This window comes from Leifsonia virtsii (genome assembly GCF_030433675.1).
Taxonomy (GTDB): Bacteria; Actinomycetota; Actinomycetes; order Actinomycetales; family Microbacteriaceae; genus Leifsonia; species Leifsonia virtsii.
Genome location: NZ_JAROCB010000002.1, coordinates 561,416 through 576,338 on the forward strand (window position 1 = coordinate 561,416; position 14,923 = coordinate 576,338).

Sequence of the window (14,923 nt, forward strand, 5' to 3'; positions counted from 1 at the left end):
CCCGCCATCGAGTCCGCGAAGAGTACCCACCGGGACGGCGTGTCGCGGGCATTTTTCGCGGACTCGATGACGGGGCGACGGGGTCAGTAGTCGGTGCGGGCGGTGTCCGCCAGCCAGGCGTCGAACGGCTCGGCGGCGGCCTCGACCCGCAGCTCGACCACCGGGGTCGGCCAGGTCGCGCGGTCGCGCGCGAACAGCTCGTAGAACTCGCGGTCGTCGAAGCCCGCCCGCGCGGCGTCGTGCCGGTCGGCAGCGAAGACCACGCGCTCCACGCGCGCCCAGAGCGCGGCCGACGCGCACAGCGGGCACGGCTCGCACGAGGTGTACAGCGTCGCCCCGGCCAGGGAGAAGTCGCCGACGATCGCGCAGGCGGCGCGGATCGCCGTCACCTCGGCGTGCGCGGTCGGGTCGTTGTCGCGGGTCACCCGGTTCTGGCCGGTCGCGAGCAGGGCGCCGTCCCGCACGATGACGGCGCCGAACGGACCGCCGCCTGCGGCGACGTTCTCGGTCGCCAGCCGCACCGCGAGGTCGAGCCAGGGCGCGTCGGAGGCCGCGGCGCTCATGCGAGCCCCGCCGATGCGCGCCAGGCGCTGCCCGCATCCGGGGCGCCGTCGCGGACGATGGTCGCCTCGATCAGACCGTAGGGGCGGTCGGCGGCGAAGAAGACCTCGTTGGGGTTCTCCGAGCCGAAGGGCGAGAGGTCCACGACGAAGTGGTGCTTGTTGGGGGCCACGAGCCGGATCTCCGCGAGCTCGGGCACCGCATCCAGTGCCGCCGTGCCCATGTGCCAGAGCGTCTGCTGCAGGGCGAGCGACTGGAGGGTCGCGAACTCCTTGACGAGGGCGGCGGTGATGCGGGTGTACGTGTCCTCCCAGTCCACGTCGACCGTCGCGAACCGCCACTTGGCGACCACCGAGGTCGCCATGACGCGGTCGTGCGTCTCCGGCAGCGTCGTGTACCCGTCCTTCAGGAAGCCGGCGAACTCGCTTCCGGTCGACTTCAGCAGCACCAGGTCCTTGACGCCGCCGATCACGTGCTCGCGGCGGGCGTCGCCCTCACCCTCGACGGTGATCGCCGCGGTGCGGATCTCCGGGCCGGTGCGCAGCCAGGTGTGGTCGTGCTCTGCACCGTCGACGACCGCCCGGCGCCAGGAGAACTCCTCGATCTCGATGCGGGCCCCGGAGACCGGCTCGACGTCGTCGACGAAGTGACGGGCGAGGGTGAGCCCGAAATCCTCGATCGACCCGAGGCCGTGCTCTTTGGCGAAGGCGTAGGCGGTGTTCTTCTGGCTGTCGGTGGGGAGCACCTTCGACTGGTCGCCGGTGAGGTACGCGTCCTCGAACGAGCCCCGCAGCGCGGTCGTGACGTTCACGTCCCGGATCTCGTGACGCGGGGCGTCGCGGTAGATGCGGACGAGGCGGGTCTCGGCCTTCCCGTACTGGTGGTCCTGGAGGGTGTACGACATGGTGCTCCGTTTCTCGTTCTGGGTGGTCACAGCGGCCGGGTGAGGAGGGCGCCGTTCGGCTCCCCGTCTGTCCGCCCGCCGCGCAGGTAGGTGTCGCGGGCGACGCCGTGCAGCAGTCGTCCGTCGTACGCGGTCACCGGGTTCTTGTGCCGCAGCAGGGCGGCCTCCACGCGGAAGGTCTCGTCGGGGGCGAAGACGACGAGGTCGGCGTCTGCACCTTCCCGGATGCGGCCCTTGCCGGCGAGGCCGACCAGGTCCGCGGTGGAGGCCGCCATCCACGACACGACCCTTTCCAGCGGGATGCCGCGGCGCCGGGCCTCGGTCCAGGTCGCCGCGAGCCCGACCTGCAGACCGGCGATGCCGCCCCAGGCCACGCCGAAGTCGCCGCCGCCCGCGGTCTTCAGCTCGACAGTGCTCGGCGAGTGGTCGGTGACGACGCAGTCGAGCGTGCCGTCGAGCAGGGCGGCCCAGAGCAGGTCGCGGTTGGCGGCGTCCCGGATGGGCGGGCAGCACTTGAACTGCGTGCCGCCCTCCGGCACCTCCTCCTCGGAGATGGTGAGGTAGTGGGGACAGGTCTCCGCCGTGATCCGCAGGCCCTCGGCCTTCGCCTGCGCCAGCAGGGGCAGCACAGCGGCGGAGGAGACGTGGAGGATGTGCGCGCGGGCACCGGTGCGCCGCACGCCGTCGATGACCCGCTGCACCGCGACGGCCTCCGCCTCGGGCGGCCGCGACCCGACGAACGCGGGATACGACGTGCCGACATGCCCGGGATGCGCGTCGAGCACGCCCGGATCCTCGGCGTGCACGATCAGCAGCCCGTCGAACGCGGCGACCTCGTCGAGAGCCCGGTCCAGCTCTTCCGGGCTGAGGTGCGGGAACTCGTCGACCCCCGACGGCGCGAGGAACGCCTTGAAGCCGAACACGCCCGCGTCGTGGAGGTCGCGCAGCCGGCCCAGGTTGGCGGGGATGGCCCCGCCCCAGAACCCCACATCGACGCGCGCCGCCGCCGCGGCCCTGGCGCGCTTGACCTCCAGAGCCGCCCGGTCGACGGTCGGCGGGATGCTGTTCAGCGGCATGTCGACGATGGTCGTGACGCCGCCGGCGGCCGCGGCGGCGGTGGCCGAGGCGAAGCCCTCCCACTGCGTGCGGCCGGGCTCGTTGACGTGGACGTGCGTGTCCACGATCCCGGGCAGCAGCACCTCGTCGTCGGCCAGCACGACCTCCGTCGCAGCGGCGAGCGGCGTTCCGGGCTCGGCGACGACGGCGATCCTGCCGTCCTGCACACCCACGACCACGCTGCGGACGCCGCCGGGGAGCACCGCGCGCCCGCGGAAGACGAGGTCGAGCGTGCGCTCAGCCGGGGAGGTGGCTGACGGCCCAGCCGTCGCCGCTGCGACGGTACTCGATGCGGTTGCTCGGTCCATCCGTGTCCCCCCTCCAGAACGTCACCCGGGTGGGCGTGACGCGGTAGCCGACCCAGGTCGGCGGTGCGCTGAGCGCGCCGTCCGGGTGGTCGGACCCGAAACGGTCCCAGCGCTCGCGCCGTGCGTTGCGCGGGAGCGCCGCGGTCGGCGCGTCGTTGGTCCAGGCGAGCAGCTGCAGGTAGCGCGAGCGCTCGGCGAAGGCGGCGTCGGAGGCGGCCGCGTCGGTCGGCACGGCGTAGCCCTGCACGATCACCTGGCGGCCGGCGTCCGGCCAGACCAGGGCGAGCGCGACCCGCGGATCGGCGGCCAGCTCGTGCGCCTTCCGCGACCGGGTGTCGGTGTGGAAGGACAGCGCGTTGCCGTCGAACCCGCTGAGCAGCACGTTGCGCGTGTCCGGGAAGCCGTCCAGCCCGATCGTCGACAGGGTCATCAGGGGCCGCAGCTCGCTCTCGGCCGGCGGCAGCCAGCGGCCGAGCAGGCCGAGCGGCTCCGGGTCGATCTCGTCGACGTCGTCCTTGTCGTGTCCGAAGGCGGGGCTGGAGGTGATCACGCCGGCGCCTCCGTCGGGTGGAAGGCCGCGATCTCCTTGAGCGAGGCGACGGCCTGCCCGACCGAGTGCTCGAACAGGAGCGCTCCGTAGGACGCGTCGGCCTGCAGCGCGTCGCCGACGACGCCGGCTGGCCCGAAGTCGTCGCTCAGCCAGCCGAAGCTCACCGGCTTGCCGTTGAAGCCGAGGTACTCGAAGTCGGCGATGTGCTCCGGCACCCAGCGGTCGGCGAGCGACAGGTCGACGAGGTCGGGACGGATGTGCATCAGCACCGAGGTCTCGGTCGTGCCGCCGTGGATGCCGAGGCCGCGCTCGTCGGCGCCGCGCCCGTCCGGCGACGGGGTGTTCACCAGCGACGGCATGAGGAAGGTGCGCAGCCCGAACCGGCGGCGGATCTCGCGCAGCGCGACCTGCAGCAGCGCCACGTTGCCGCCGTGCCCGTTGAGGAACACCATCCGGGTGGCACCGGTGGACGCGACCGACCGGCCGAGGTCGACGACTGTCTCCATCATGGTCTCCCAGCGCAGCCACACGGTGCCGGGGGCCCAGCTGTGCTCGTCCGACTTGGTGTACGCGAGCGTGGGCAGGATCCACACGTCGAGTCCCTCGGTGGCCGCGCGCTCGACCGCCGCGTTGCCGATCACGTCGGCCAGCAGGTAGTCGGTGATGAGCGGAAGGTGCGGCCCGTGGTGCTCGACGGCCCCGGTGGGGACGACCACGATCGACTCGGGGCCGAGCGCGGCGGCGGCCGCCGGGCCGGAGAGTTCGGCCAGCTTGCGCGACGGCGCGGCGCTCACAGCTGGCTCCCGGTGGCGACGGCGGCGCGCTTCAGCTTGCCGGGGTTCAGGAGTCCGGCGGGGTCGGTCTGCTCGGCCAGGGCCGCGGTGCGCTCGGGCTGGTAGTCGACGAACCACTGGTGCGGGTTGTGGTAGCCGACCCCGAGCTCGGCGAGACGCTCGAAGCCGGCGTAGACCTGCTCCTCGCTCTCGTAGACGCCGGCGATCATCCCGATCGGCCGGCCGCGCTGCGCCTCGATGTGGAGCATGCCCCCGGGGTAGACCGCGTGCACCTCGTCGATGCGCTCGACCAGGGCGTCGCCGGAGACCTCGACGTGGAAGTAGGTGTCGGGGTAGGCCTTCTGCAGCCACTCGATCGGGTGGTTGTAGGAGATCATGCTGATCTTCATGGTGGTCTGGGCGCCGTCGCGGACGTCCTCCACGCGGCCGCCCGCCGCCTCGACCAGGGCGGTCGCGGCCTCGACGGAGGCGATGTCGAGGATGGCGCGCAGGCTGGCGCGGTCCGCCGGGATGCCGGGGTCGCTCGGCAGCGCGTTCGCCAGCGTCGGCAGGTCGGCCGAGACCAGACGCGGCGTCGGCTCGAGCTCGGCGAACTCCCGGATCACCGAGAGCGCCTGGCCGAAGTCGTCGAAGCTGGCGAAGAAGCCGCGCCAGTCCTGCAGCGGCTCGAGCTTGACCGTCACGCGGGCGATGATGCCGGCGGTGCCGTAGTTGTGGATGTACGGCTCGGTCGCCTCGCCCTCGAGGTGGATGAGCTGCGCGTCCGGGACGGCGTGCACGACGTCGAGCGCGAGGGCGAAGCCGGTGTGCAGCATCCCGTGCTTGATCGATCCGGTGCCGCCGGAGCCGCCGGAGAGGAAGCCGCCGATGGTCGACTGCGCCGTGGAGGGGTACATCAGGATCTGCTGGCCGGTCTTGTTCGCCGCCTGCTCCAGCGCGACCATCGTGGCTCCGGCGTCGGCGGTGATGAAGCCGTCCCCGACCTCCACGATCGTGCGGGCCCGAGACATGTCGAGCACGAGGCCGCCGTGCATCGGGATGCCCTGGCCGTAGTTGCCCGTGCCCTTGCCGCGCGGTGTGATCGGCACGCCGTGGCGGACGGCGGCGCCGACGGTGAGGGCGATCTCTTCCGCCGTGGCCGGGTAGGCGACCAGGTCGGCGAGGCCGAGCGGCAGCTTCGAGCGGATGACCGGGGAGAGGTGCGAGCCGTCGATGGAGGCCTTCTCCCGGGCGGCGAGGTCGCTGGTCACCCCGCGCTCGCCGAGCAGAGCACGCAGCTCCGCTTCGAGCGCGGCGACCTCCGAGGCGAGGGATGCGGTGGCGGTGTCGTTCATTCGTGTTCCTGTCGTTCGAGCGGTCAATGCATCACCATTCCGCCGGTGACGTTGAAGGCCTGGCCGGTGAGGTAGGCGGCGTCCGGGGAAGCGAGGAAGGCGGCGACGGCGGAGACGTCGCCGGGTTCGCCGAGGCGGCCGAGCGGGGAGTAGGAGGACCAGAGCTCGATGTCCGCCGCGGTCCGGGTGTCCGCGCCCATCTCGGTGAGCACGTACCCGGGGCAGAGGCAGTTGGCGGTGATCCCGTGGCAGCCGAGCTCCAGAGCGGTGACACGGGTGAGGGCGATGACGGCGGCCTTGGAGGCGGCGTAGTGCGCTTGACCTGCGCCACCGGCCTTGCCCGCCATGCTGGCGAGGTTGATGATCGTGCCGGCCACGCCGTCCTCGATCATGCGCCTGGCGGCGACCTGCGTGGTCACGAGCATGGGCCGGGTGTTGATGGCGAACATGAGGTCCCAGTCCTCGACCGGGATGTCCAGCAGGGGCGAGAAGCGCAGGATGCCGGCGTTGTTCACCAGGATGTCGATGCCGCCGAGGCCGTCGATCGCCTCGCCGAGGCCGTCGCGTGTGGCCTGGGCGTCGGAGAGGTCGACCGGGACGAAGCGCCCGTCGATCTCGGCGGCGACCGACTCACCCGGGTCGGCGAGCCGGTCGAGCAGGGCGACCGTCGCGCCGTCGGCGGCGAGCCGGCGGGCGATGGCCGCCCCGATCCCGCGCGCCCCGCCGGTGACGACGGCCCGCTTGCCGGACAGCCGTGCGCCCGGGGTCGCCGCCGTCGTCACCGGTGGGGTGCTCACGGGTCAGAACCCGATCGACTTGTCGAGGAACTCGTTGGTGAAGAGGTCCGTCGCCTTCAGCCCCGCCTTGGGGGCCGAGCCGGTCTTCGTGAAGATCGGCGTGGTGATGTCGATGACCTTCTGGACGCGGGACTCGTCGAAGTCGCCGACGTAGCCGTTGTCGCCGTTGCTGGCGATCTTCAGCTTCTTCATCTGCGAGACGCCGAAGTCGGCGACCTGCTCGTCGTACACCCAGCCGTTGTTGTACGAGTTGACGAGCTGCACGATGAGCTTGTTCGTCTCGGACGGGTTGTGGATGTAGTCCACGTCGGCCTGCTGCAGGACCGGCACCAGCTTCTTCAGGCACGGGGTCAGCTTCTCGAGGTCGCCGGTGCGCACCGAGACGGACTCCGGGTAGATGGGGTAGCCGGTGTCGTTGACGAGCTGGAACTTGACCGGCTTGCCCCAGGCCGAGACCTCGTGCTCGTAGATGTACGGCTCGGCGGTGGCGAAGCCCTGCTGGCCGTCCTTGCCCTTCGCGGTCACGAATTTGGCCGGCGTGCCGTCGTAGCTGCCGTCGGTCACCGAGGTCGGCAGGATGCCCGCGCCCTGGAGGTAGGACATGTACGCGGCGCCGTTGAAGTAGCGGACGACTCCGCCGTCCTTCTCGAGCGCGGCGCCCAGGTCCTTGACCGTCTTCACGTCGGGGTAGGTCTTCGGGTCCCACATGATCATCTGCGGCGAGATGTCGTTCTCGGCGAAGACCGCGGTGGTCGGCAGGCTGTCGGACAGCTGCACGGCCTCGTCGGTCGTGACGTAGCCGAGGGTGATGTCCTTGTCCTTGTACATCTGCGAGCTGACCGTCTGGTAGCCGATCGCCGGTCCGCCGGAGCGGATCGAGACCTTGACCCCGGTGGGCTTGCCCTGGGAGTAGAGGTCGCCGGTGACGGACTTCTGGTTCGCGTCGATGCTCGGGTTGGGGCCGAGCAGCTGGTACAGGTGGCCGTGGTCGGCCTCCGGGTTCCAGTCGGTCTGGATGGTGACGGTCGCCGGGCAGACGCCGGAGAGGTCGACCGCGGCCGCCGTCGAGGTCGACGACGGGGCGTCGGCCGCGCCGCCGCCTGCGCAGGCCGTGAGGGCCACGACCGCGGCGACGATCGCGCCTCCGGCCAGGGTGGAGCGTCGTGCTGTTCGGTGCATCAGGACTCCGTTTCGATACAGGTGTGGTGCAGGGGGTGGGGGTCGCGACCGGCCGGATCAGCCGAAGTCGTACCACTTGCCGACGGCGAGCTTTCCGAGCAGGCCGAAGAAGAGGAACACGGCGACGCCCAGGAGTGACGCCGTGATGATCGCGGCGAAGGTCCCCGGGCCGTTGAGCCGGGAGGTCGACACCTGGATGAGGACGCCGAGGCCGGGGGTGCCGCGCTGGAAGAACTGGTCGCCGACGATCGCGCCGATGACCGACAGTCCGGCCGCCGTGCGCAGCCCGACGAAGATCGACGGCAGGGCGGCGGGGAACTGGAGCTTGGTCAGCCGCGTCCAGCGTCCTGCGCCCTGGAGCTGGAACAGCTCGCGCTGGCCGCGGTCCGCGGACTGCAGGCCGAACAGGGTGTTGGAGACCATCGGGAAGATCGAGATCATCACGGTGACGATCACCCGGGAGAGGAACTCGTAGCCGAACAGGGCGCCGATCAGCGGCACGAGGGCGAGGATCGGGATGCACTGCAGGATCACGGCGTACGGGTAGAGCGAGCGCTCGATCCACTTGGCCTGCGACATCAGCACCGCCCACGCGACGCCGATGACGATGGCGACGCTCAGGCCGGTCAGTGCGACCACCGTGGAGTTCAGGAGGTCGGCGCCGAGCTGCGGCGTGAAGTACGGATCGGCGAACATCGACACCAGCACCAGGTGCGGGTAGGGCACGAGGAACGCCAGCTGCTGCGACGCGTAGTACCAGGCCGCGGCGTACCAGAGCCCGATGAGCACGACGAGCACGGCCAGCGGCTGCCACCACTGCAGCGACTTGTAGGAGCGGCGGATCCTGGCCTCCCGGGCGGCGCGCTGGCCGGCCCGAGCGGAGGCGGCGGGCGAGGCATCGGCCGTGACGGCCACGTTCTCGGCGACGTTCGTCATCAGTTGTGCCCTTCTCGGAGGGAGTGCGAGACCCGGCCGACGAGGTCGGCGAACTCGGGGGTGAAGCGGATGTCGGGGTCGCGCGGCATCGGGAACGGGACGTCGAACGTGGTGACGATCGATCCAGGGCGGCCGGACATGACGACCACCTTGGTGGAGAGGTAGACCGCCTCCGACACCGAGTGGGTGATGAACAGCCCGGCGAACTGCTGCTCGGCGAACAGACGCAGCAGCTCGTCGTTCAGGCGCTCGCGGGTGATCTCGTCGAGCGCGCCGAACGGCTCGTCGAAGAGGAACAGCTCGGGGTCGAGGGTGAGCGAGCGCGCCAGCGAGGTGCGCATCCGCATGCCGCCGGAGAGCTGCTTCGGCAGGTGCTTCTCGAAGCCCTTCAGGCCGACCAGCTCGATCGCCTTCTCGGCCTTCGCGGCCCGCTCGGCGCGCGGGACGCCGCCGAGCTCGGCCAGCAGCTGCACGTTGGCGTTCACGTTGCGCCAGGGGAGCAGGGTCGCGTCCTGGAAGACGTAGCCGATGCGGTCCGTCCGCAGTTCGGCGGTGCCGTCGGAGGCGGACTCGAGGCCGGAGGCGATGCGCAGCAGCGTGCTCTTGCCGCAGCCCGACGGGCCGACGACGCTGACGAACTCGCCGCGCGAGACGGAAAGGTCGACGCCGCGGAGGGCCACGGTGCCGTTCGGGAAGGTCATCTCGACGTTGCGGAAGTCGAGCAGCGGGGCCGTCGTCGTGGGCGGCGCGGGTGATTCAGCGAGGGTCATGCGACCGGTCACCTCGTTTCGAGAAGGAGCGATGGGGCGGGGAGGGGTGCGGCGACGGTGCGCCGCACTTCGCAGTGGGCGACGAGCTGGCCGTCGTGGATCACGAAGCGGTCGTCGGGAGCGTTGGCGATGGCGTCGGCGAGGTCGGCGGCGCGGACGGCGAGGAACTCCGCCCGAGCTCCGGGCGTCGCGCCGGCCGGCGGGAGGTGCATGACGGAGCGGGCGCCGTCGCTGACCGCGGCGTACGCCTCGTCGAGCGTGAGGTGCCCGGCGGTGACGAGCAGGCTCGCGGTCTCCAGCGCGTCGCTCCGGCCGACGGGGTTGAACGGGTCGCGCACGTTGTCGGCGCCGGCGCCGACGCGGACCCCCGCGTCGAGCAGGGCCCGCAGTGCGGTGAGTCCGCGCGGGACGGAGTGCTCGTGCTCCCAGCCCTGCAGGTAGAGGTTCGTGATCGGCAGCGTCACGATCCCGATGTTGCTGGCGAGCACCTCCTCGATGACGGGAGCCAGCTCCGCCGCCTCCATCGTGCCGAGGCGCACGCAGTGGCCGGCCGAGAGCGAGGTGCCCTCGGGCCACGACCGCACCGTGCGCGCGTACTGGGTGAGCGTGAGGACGCCGCCGAGGTTCTCGTCGGTGTGCAGGTCGACGCCGAGACCGCGGCGCTCGGCGATGGCCAGCAGGCGGGCGAGGTCGCCCGCGGGGTCCGGTGCGAGATGCGGTGCGCCTCCGACCAGGTCGACGCCGAGGTCGAGCACGGCCTCCACATCCTCGTCGGGGGAGAGGTGGCCGCCGAGCGCGACCAGCTCGATGTCGATGAGGCCCTTCAGCTCCTCGCGCACCTGCACCAGCGCCTGAGCTCCGCGCAGCGGCGCAGGTCCCACGAGCACGTCGACGTGACAGCGGATCGCGGTGGTGCCGTTGGCGAGCATCGCGAGCGCCTGGGTGCGGGCGCGCTCGACGATGCTCTCGACGGTCATGGTGGTCGAGTAGGCGCGCCAGGAGTCGATCGCGGAGACCAGGTCGCCCATGGGAGGCCGGATGAGGTCCCAGGAGAGCGCCTTGTCCAGGTGAGCGTGCGGCTCGGCGGGCGCCGTCAGCAGCAGGTGACCGCTCAGGTCGAGCGTCTCCGCCGCGTCGTCCTCGGCGAGCGGCCCGGGGTGGGCGGGCTCGACCGAGACGACGACGCCGTCCTGGATGCGGACATCCACGACGGCCCCGTCCGGCAGCGTGGCGTTGCGCAGCAGGCTCAGGGTTCGGGGGAGTTGCGTGGTCACGGGCGACCTCCTTCGCGGTCTCGGCGGCCGGTGGGCCGATCGTCGCGACGGCGGAACGATCGTGGCAGAATGTTGATGCCCTCAACATCTAGGAATCTACGCACGGCGCGTTTCCCGCAGGTAACGCGGCCATTTCCGATTGTTAATTGCCCGTCGCGTCGCCCCGGCGAGCGCCCCCGAGGGAGGAAGTTGAACCCCATGCCGAACCGACCAACCGATCGCCCGGCGCCGCGTGAGGGCACGCCGCAGGAGCCCGTCGGCCCGCGCGTCATCGACGAGCAGGCCGCGCGCATCGGCTCCCGCATCCGCACCCTGCGCCGCGCGCACGGGATGACCCTCGTGCAGCTGGCGGCCCTGACGGAGCTCTCGCACCCATTCCTCAGCCAGCTCGAGCGCGGTCATGCGCGGCCCAGCATGGTGTCGCTCGAGCGCATCGCCCGGGCGCTCGGCAGCAGCCAGGTCGAGCTGCTGGCCGCGGCGGACACCGAACGGCGCCGGCCCGGCGACATCCGCCCCGACGTGCTGCGGGCCAGTGAGGGCGTGCGGGGTCCGTTCGCGGAGGGCGAGGCCCGGCTGCTCGCGCACGGTGCGCGCGGTTTCGAGCCGATGGAGTTCGTCGGCGCCAACACCGACCCCGGCGACTACTACGAGCACGAGGAGGATGAGTTCATCTACGTGATGCGCGGCAGCGTCCTCGCGGACTTCGCCGACCAGGGCCGCTTCGTGCTCGACGCGGGCGACTCCATCTACTACTACGGCGGCACACCGCACCGGTGGAGCGCGCTGAGCGACGAGGGCTACCACCTGTTCCTGGTCAAGCAGAAGGGTGCGGACGAGTGACCGGCGAGCAGGAGTTCGAGGTCGTCGTCACCCATCGGGCTCCGGCCGCAGAGGGTGTCGTGCTGCTGGAGCTCGCCCGTCCCGACGGGAGCCCGCTGCCGGCCTGGAGCCCCGGCGCCCACATCGACCTCGTGCTCGTGCCGGGCGAGACGCCGCAGCAGAACCTGGAGCGGCAGTACTCGCTCTGCGGCGACCCCGCCGACACCGCCGTCTGGCGCATCGGCGTGCTGCGCGAGCCGGAGGGCCGCGGCGGCTCGGCCCACGTGCACGACACCGTCCGCGTCGGCGACAGGCTCGTCGTGCGCGGACCGCGCTCCCACTTCGCCCTCGCCGACGGCGACGGACCCGTGCTGTTCGTCGCGGGCGGCATCGGCATCACGCCGATCCTGCCGATGATCGCCGCCGCGGAGGCGGACGGCCGCGACTGGCGGCTGGCCTACGCCGGGCGGTCGCAGGCCACGATGGCCTTCGTCGAGGAGCTGACCGCCGCGCACGGCGACCGCGTGGAGGTGTTCGCGCGCGACGAGGACCGGCGGCTCGATCTCGCCGCTTGGACGGCCGCGGCGGCCGACGGCGTGCCCGTGCACTGCTGCGGCCCCACGCGCATGGTCGACGAGGTGGAGGCGCTGAGCGCGGCCTGGCCCGCCGGCGCCCTGCACCGCGAACGGTTCGAGCCGAAGACGCCGGAGGAGCATTCGCCGGACGTCGCCTTCGAGGTCGAGCTGGAGTTGTCCGGGCTCACGCTGACCGTCCCGGCCGACCGCTCCATCCTCGAGGTCGTGGAGGAGGCGGGGGCGCTGGTCCTCTCCTCGTGCCGGGAGGGCACCTGCGGCACCTGCGAGACGCCGGTGCTCGAGGGCGAGGTCGACCATCGGGACTCGGTGCTCACCCCGGGGGAGCAGGCAGCGAACACGGCCATGATGATCTGCGTGTCGCGCGCCGCCTGCCCGCGCCTCGTCCTCGAACTCTGACCGAGTTGCACGTAGTGGCGGCAAAGCAACGGAAATAGCCGCCGCAACGTGCAACTCGGCGGCCTTCAGGCAGCGCGGGCCATCCGCTCGCGGAGGGACCGGACGATGTCCGTCTCGGGTTCGTTCACGAGGCGGTAGTCGCGGACGACGATGCGACCCGCGACGACCACGTGCCGCGGGCGGCGGCCCGGGGAGGCCCAGAGCAGGCCGGCGAGCGGGTCGGCGACACCCGCATCGGCGACGCCCGACACGTCCCACACGCACAGGTCTCCGGCGGCGCCCGGGCGCAGGTGGCCGAGGTCGTCGCGGCCGAGGCCCGCGGCGGAGCCGCTGGTCGACATCTCCAGCACCTCGGCCGCGGCGAGCGGCGGTCCGACGAGCGGCGCGACCTGCATCGCGAGGCGGGCGTCGGCGAGCAGGTGCCCGGCGTCGTTGCTGCCTCCGCCGCTCGTGCCCAATCCCACCGGGATGCCGGCCGCGCGCAGGGCCGCGACGGGCGCGATCCCCCAGCCCATCGGCAGGTCGCAGCCGGGCGCGTGCGTCGCGGTCGTCCCGGTCGCAGCGATCCGGGCGATCTCGTCCGGGGTGACGCCGCAGAGGTGGGCGAGCGTGACGTCGGGGCCGAGCCAGCCCCACTCGTCGAGCAGCTCGATCGGCCGGCGGCCGTACTTCTCGGCGGCGATCGCGACATCCACCTGCTCGTTGGCCTGGGTGCGGCGGCGGAGGCCGTGGCGGGCCGCGACCTCGCCGAGGAGCTCGAACGTCTCGCGGGCGTCGCTGTGCACGCCGGCCGGTCCGACCGCGACCTGCAGCATCCCGTCGTCGCTGACGCCGCCGCGGGCGCCGGGGACGAGTGCCTGCACGACCGCCTCGGCCGAGGCGGCGGCCTCCTGCGGGTCGTCGCGGGCCGACCCGCGCACGAAGACCAGCCGCGAGCCGAGCCGGGCGGCGGAGCCCGCGACCGCGCGCGCCAGGTCGGCCGACGCGGCCGCGGAGAGCCCGGCGGGCCAGGTCAGCTGGTGGTCGGCCACGGTCGTGACGCCGCAGAGGAGTCCCTCGGCGATCCCGACAGCCGCGGCGGCGGCGCACAACTCCGCGTCCACCCGGGCGCGCGCGTAGGCCGCCGCCATCGTGGGCAGCCAGTCGGCCATCGGAACGCCGCGCGTGCCCGGCAGGGTCCGGAACGCGCTCTGCAGGAGGTGGTGGTGCGCGTTCACGAGGCCCGGCGTCACCACGCAGCCGGCGGCGTCGAGCTCCTCGGAGTCGGGCGAGTCCAGCGTGGTCGGCGGTCCCGCCGTCACGACGCCCTCCTCGATGCGGAGGTCGCCCTCCGCCACTGTCTGAGGGTCGATCAGGATCACGTCGGCGTTGCGCACGGTCAGCATGACTGCGTGTCTATCAGCCGATTGTGTCGGGCGCGTCTCACGCCGGAAACGTGCCGGTCACACGCCCCGCATAGCCTCGCGGCATGCTCGAACTCGCGCGCGCCCTGGCCGAGCGGGCCGCCTCCGGCAGGCCGCTCGCGGTCGCGACCGTGGTCGGGATCGACGGCAGCGCTCCCCGGGCCGTCGGCGCGACCATGTTCGTGGACGCCGACGGCGCCGTGGTGGGCAGCATCTCGGGCGGCTGCGTCGAAGGCGCGGTCGTCGAGGCCTGCCACGCGGTGCTGGAGGGCGCCGATCCCGCCGTCGTCCGGTACGGCATCAGCGACGAGGCCGCCATGGGCGTCGGGCTGATGTGCGGGGGCGACCTCGACGTGTACATCGAGCGCCTGCCCGCGCAGGACCGGCCGGTGCTGGAGGCTGCCCGAGACGGCGCCGCGGCCAGCGTCGGGACGATCGTCGACGGACCGCGGGCGCTGATCGGCGCACGCGTCTCCGAGCTCACCGACGCGCAGCTCCGCGATGCCGGCGCCGAGGGGGTCACCGCCTCCCGGATCCGGGCGGAGCACGACGCGCACGCCCGGGCCGGACGCAGCGCCGCATGGCGCGTGCAGTGCGGGCCGGTGGAGCTGACGGTCTTCACCGACATCGCCCTCGTCGCACCGCGGCTGCTGATCTTCGGCGCCGTCGACTTCTCCGCCGCGCTGGCGGATGCCGGACGGCTGCTCGGCTACCACGTGACCGTCTGCGACGCCCGCGCGGTCTTCGCGACCCCCGAGCGGTTCCCTGGTGCGCACGAGGTGGTGCGGGCGTGGCCGCACGTCTACCTGGGCGAAGCCCCGGTGGACGAGCGCACCGTCGTGTGCGTGCTCACCCACGACCTCAAGTTCGACGTGCCGCTGCTGGCGCTCGCGCTCGAACTCCCGGTCGCGTACGTCGGAGCGATGGGCTCGCGACGAACCCACGAGCGCCGGATGCGCGCCCTGCGCGAGCACGGCGTCCCCGAGTCCGCGCTCGAACGCCTGCATTCGCCGATCGGGCTGGACATCGGGGCCTCGACGCCGGCCGAGACCGCCGTGTCCATCCTCGCCGAGGTGATCGCCGCGCGCGGCGGCGCCTCCGGCCGGTCGCTCAGCGGCACGGCCGGGCCCATCCATCGCTCGACCGAGAGCGTCGGGGTCGCCGGCTGACGCCGAGCTGGGTCGCG

At 72.4% G+C, this 14,923-nt stretch carries 15 protein-coding genes; 3 read left to right on the plus strand and 12 right to left on the minus strand.

Features of this window, described 5'->3' with window-relative positions; genetic code table 11:
• Positions 1-83 precede the first annotated feature (83 nt).
• From P5G59_RS08655 to P5G59_RS08705, 11 genes are read right to left on the minus strand one after another with little or no spacing between them, the layout of a single operon-like run.
• Positions 84-563: a nucleoside deaminase gene (locus P5G59_RS08655; RefSeq protein WP_301217978.1), complete on the minus strand. Its 480-nt coding sequence runs from the start codon at positions 561-563 to the stop codon at positions 84-86.
• Positions 560-1,465 carry a factor-independent urate hydroxylase gene (pucL, locus tag P5G59_RS08660; protein ID WP_301217980.1) on the minus strand — a complete coding sequence of 302 codons (906 nt, stop codon included), beginning with the start codon at positions 1,463-1,465 and terminating at the stop codon, positions 560-562. The genes P5G59_RS08655 and pucL overlap by 4 nt, the downstream gene beginning before the upstream one ends.
• A 26-nt stretch (positions 1,466-1,491) precedes the next feature.
• A complete protein-coding gene (gene allB, locus P5G59_RS08665; RefSeq protein WP_301217982.1) occupies positions 1,492-2,889 on the minus strand; it encodes an allantoinase AllB in 1,398 nt (465 codons plus the stop codon).
• Positions 2,819-3,439 carry a pyridoxine/pyridoxamine 5'-phosphate oxidase gene (locus P5G59_RS08670; RefSeq protein WP_301217984.1) on the minus strand — a complete coding sequence of 207 codons (621 nt, stop codon included), beginning with the start codon at positions 3,437-3,439 and terminating at the stop codon, positions 2,819-2,821. Before P5G59_RS08670 ends, allB begins: the two co-directional genes overlap by 71 nt.
• Positions 3,436-4,233, minus strand: a complete 798-nt coding sequence (locus P5G59_RS08675; protein WP_301217986.1) for a creatininase family protein — start codon at positions 4,231-4,233, stop codon at positions 3,436-3,438. Before P5G59_RS08675 ends, P5G59_RS08670 begins: the two co-directional genes overlap by 4 nt.
• Positions 4,230-5,567: an FAD-binding oxidoreductase gene (locus tag P5G59_RS08680; RefSeq protein WP_301217988.1), complete on the minus strand. Its 1,338-nt coding sequence runs from the start codon at positions 5,565-5,567 to the stop codon at positions 4,230-4,232. Before P5G59_RS08680 ends, P5G59_RS08675 begins: the two co-directional genes overlap by 4 nt.
• 23 nt (positions 5,568-5,590) lie before the next feature.
• Complete coding sequence (locus P5G59_RS08685; RefSeq protein ID WP_301217990.1) at positions 5,591-6,364, minus strand: SDR family NAD(P)-dependent oxidoreductase; 774 nt, start codon at positions 6,362-6,364, stop codon at positions 5,591-5,593.
• Between the two features lie 3 nt (positions 6,365-6,367).
• A complete protein-coding gene (locus P5G59_RS08690) occupies positions 6,368-7,543 on the minus strand; it encodes a substrate-binding domain-containing protein (protein WP_301217992.1) in 1,176 nt (391 codons plus the stop codon).
• A gap of 57 nt (positions 7,544-7,600) precedes the next feature.
• Complete coding sequence (locus P5G59_RS08695) at positions 7,601-8,479, minus strand: ABC transporter permease (RefSeq protein WP_301217995.1); 879 nt, start codon at positions 8,477-8,479, stop codon at positions 7,601-7,603.
• Positions 8,479-9,249, minus strand: coding sequence for an ABC transporter ATP-binding protein (locus P5G59_RS08700; protein ID WP_301217998.1), 771 nt, complete (start codon positions 9,247-9,249; stop codon positions 8,479-8,481). The genes P5G59_RS08695 and P5G59_RS08700 overlap by 1 nt, the downstream gene beginning before the upstream one ends.
• A gap of 8 nt (positions 9,250-9,257) precedes the next feature.
• Positions 9,258-10,523, minus strand: coding sequence for an amidohydrolase family protein (locus tag P5G59_RS08705; RefSeq protein ID WP_301218000.1), 1,266 nt, complete (start codon positions 10,521-10,523; stop codon positions 9,258-9,260).
• 198 nt (positions 10,524-10,721) lie between these two features.
• Here P5G59_RS08705 and P5G59_RS08710 point away from each other — a divergent pair, with 198 nt between their 5' ends.
• Both P5G59_RS08710 and P5G59_RS08715 read left to right on the plus strand, forming a co-directional pair.
• A complete protein-coding gene (locus P5G59_RS08710; RefSeq protein ID WP_301218002.1) occupies positions 10,722-11,363 on the plus strand; it encodes a helix-turn-helix domain-containing protein in 642 nt (213 codons plus the stop codon).
• Positions 11,360-12,334 carry a PDR/VanB family oxidoreductase gene (locus P5G59_RS08715; protein ID WP_301218004.1) on the plus strand — a complete coding sequence of 325 codons (975 nt, stop codon included), beginning with the start codon at positions 11,360-11,362 and terminating at the stop codon, positions 12,332-12,334. The genes P5G59_RS08710 and P5G59_RS08715 overlap by 4 nt, the downstream gene beginning before the upstream one ends.
• A 65-nt stretch (positions 12,335-12,399) precedes the next feature.
• On the opposite strand, the gene P5G59_RS08720 is transcribed toward P5G59_RS08715, so the two are convergent.
• Positions 12,400-13,719 (minus strand): amidohydrolase family protein, encoded by a 1,320-nt coding sequence (locus tag P5G59_RS08720; RefSeq protein WP_301218007.1) that lies wholly within the window; start codon positions 13,717-13,719, stop codon positions 12,400-12,402.
• An 83-nt stretch (positions 13,720-13,802) separates the two neighbouring features.
• Here P5G59_RS08720 and P5G59_RS08725 point away from each other — a divergent pair, with 83 nt between their 5' ends.
• On the plus strand, positions 13,803-14,906 hold the full coding sequence (locus P5G59_RS08725) for an XdhC family protein (RefSeq protein WP_301218008.1): 1,104 nt from the start codon (positions 13,803-13,805) through the stop codon (positions 14,904-14,906).
• Positions 14,907-14,923: the final 17 nt, after the last annotated feature.

Coding starts and splice junctions, on each gene's coding strand:
- P5G59_RS08655 (WP_301217978.1), bottom strand. CDS start 563: ATGAGCGCCGCGGCCTCCGACGCGCCCTGGCTCGACCTCGCGGTGCGG.
- pucL (WP_301217980.1), bottom strand. CDS start 1,465: ATGTCGTACACCCTCCAGGACCACCAGTACGGGAAGGCCGAGACCCGC.
- allB (WP_301217982.1), bottom strand. CDS start 2,889: ATGGACCGAGCAACCGCATCGAGTACCGTCGCAGCGGCGACGGCTGGG.
- P5G59_RS08680 (WP_301217988.1), bottom strand. CDS start 5,567: ATGAACGACACCGCCACCGCATCCCTCGCCTCGGAGGTCGCCGCGCTC.
- P5G59_RS08690 (WP_301217992.1), bottom strand. CDS start 7,543: ATGCACCGAACAGCACGACGCTCCACCCTGGCCGGAGGCGCGATCGTC.
- P5G59_RS08695 (WP_301217995.1), bottom strand. CDS start 8,479: ATGACGAACGTCGCCGAGAACGTGGCCGTCACGGCCGATGCCTCGCCC.
- P5G59_RS08700 (WP_301217998.1), bottom strand. CDS start 9,249: ATGACCCTCGCTGAATCACCCGCGCCGCCCACGACGACGGCCCCGCTG.
- P5G59_RS08710 (WP_301218002.1), top strand. CDS start 10,722: ATGCCGAACCGACCAACCGATCGCCCGGCGCCGCGTGAGGGCACGCCG.
- P5G59_RS08720 (WP_301218007.1), bottom strand. CDS start 13,719: ATGCTGACCGTGCGCAACGCCGACGTGATCCTGATCGACCCTCAGACA.
- P5G59_RS08725 (WP_301218008.1), top strand. CDS start 13,803: ATGCTCGAACTCGCGCGCGCCCTGGCCGAGCGGGCCGCCTCCGGCAGG.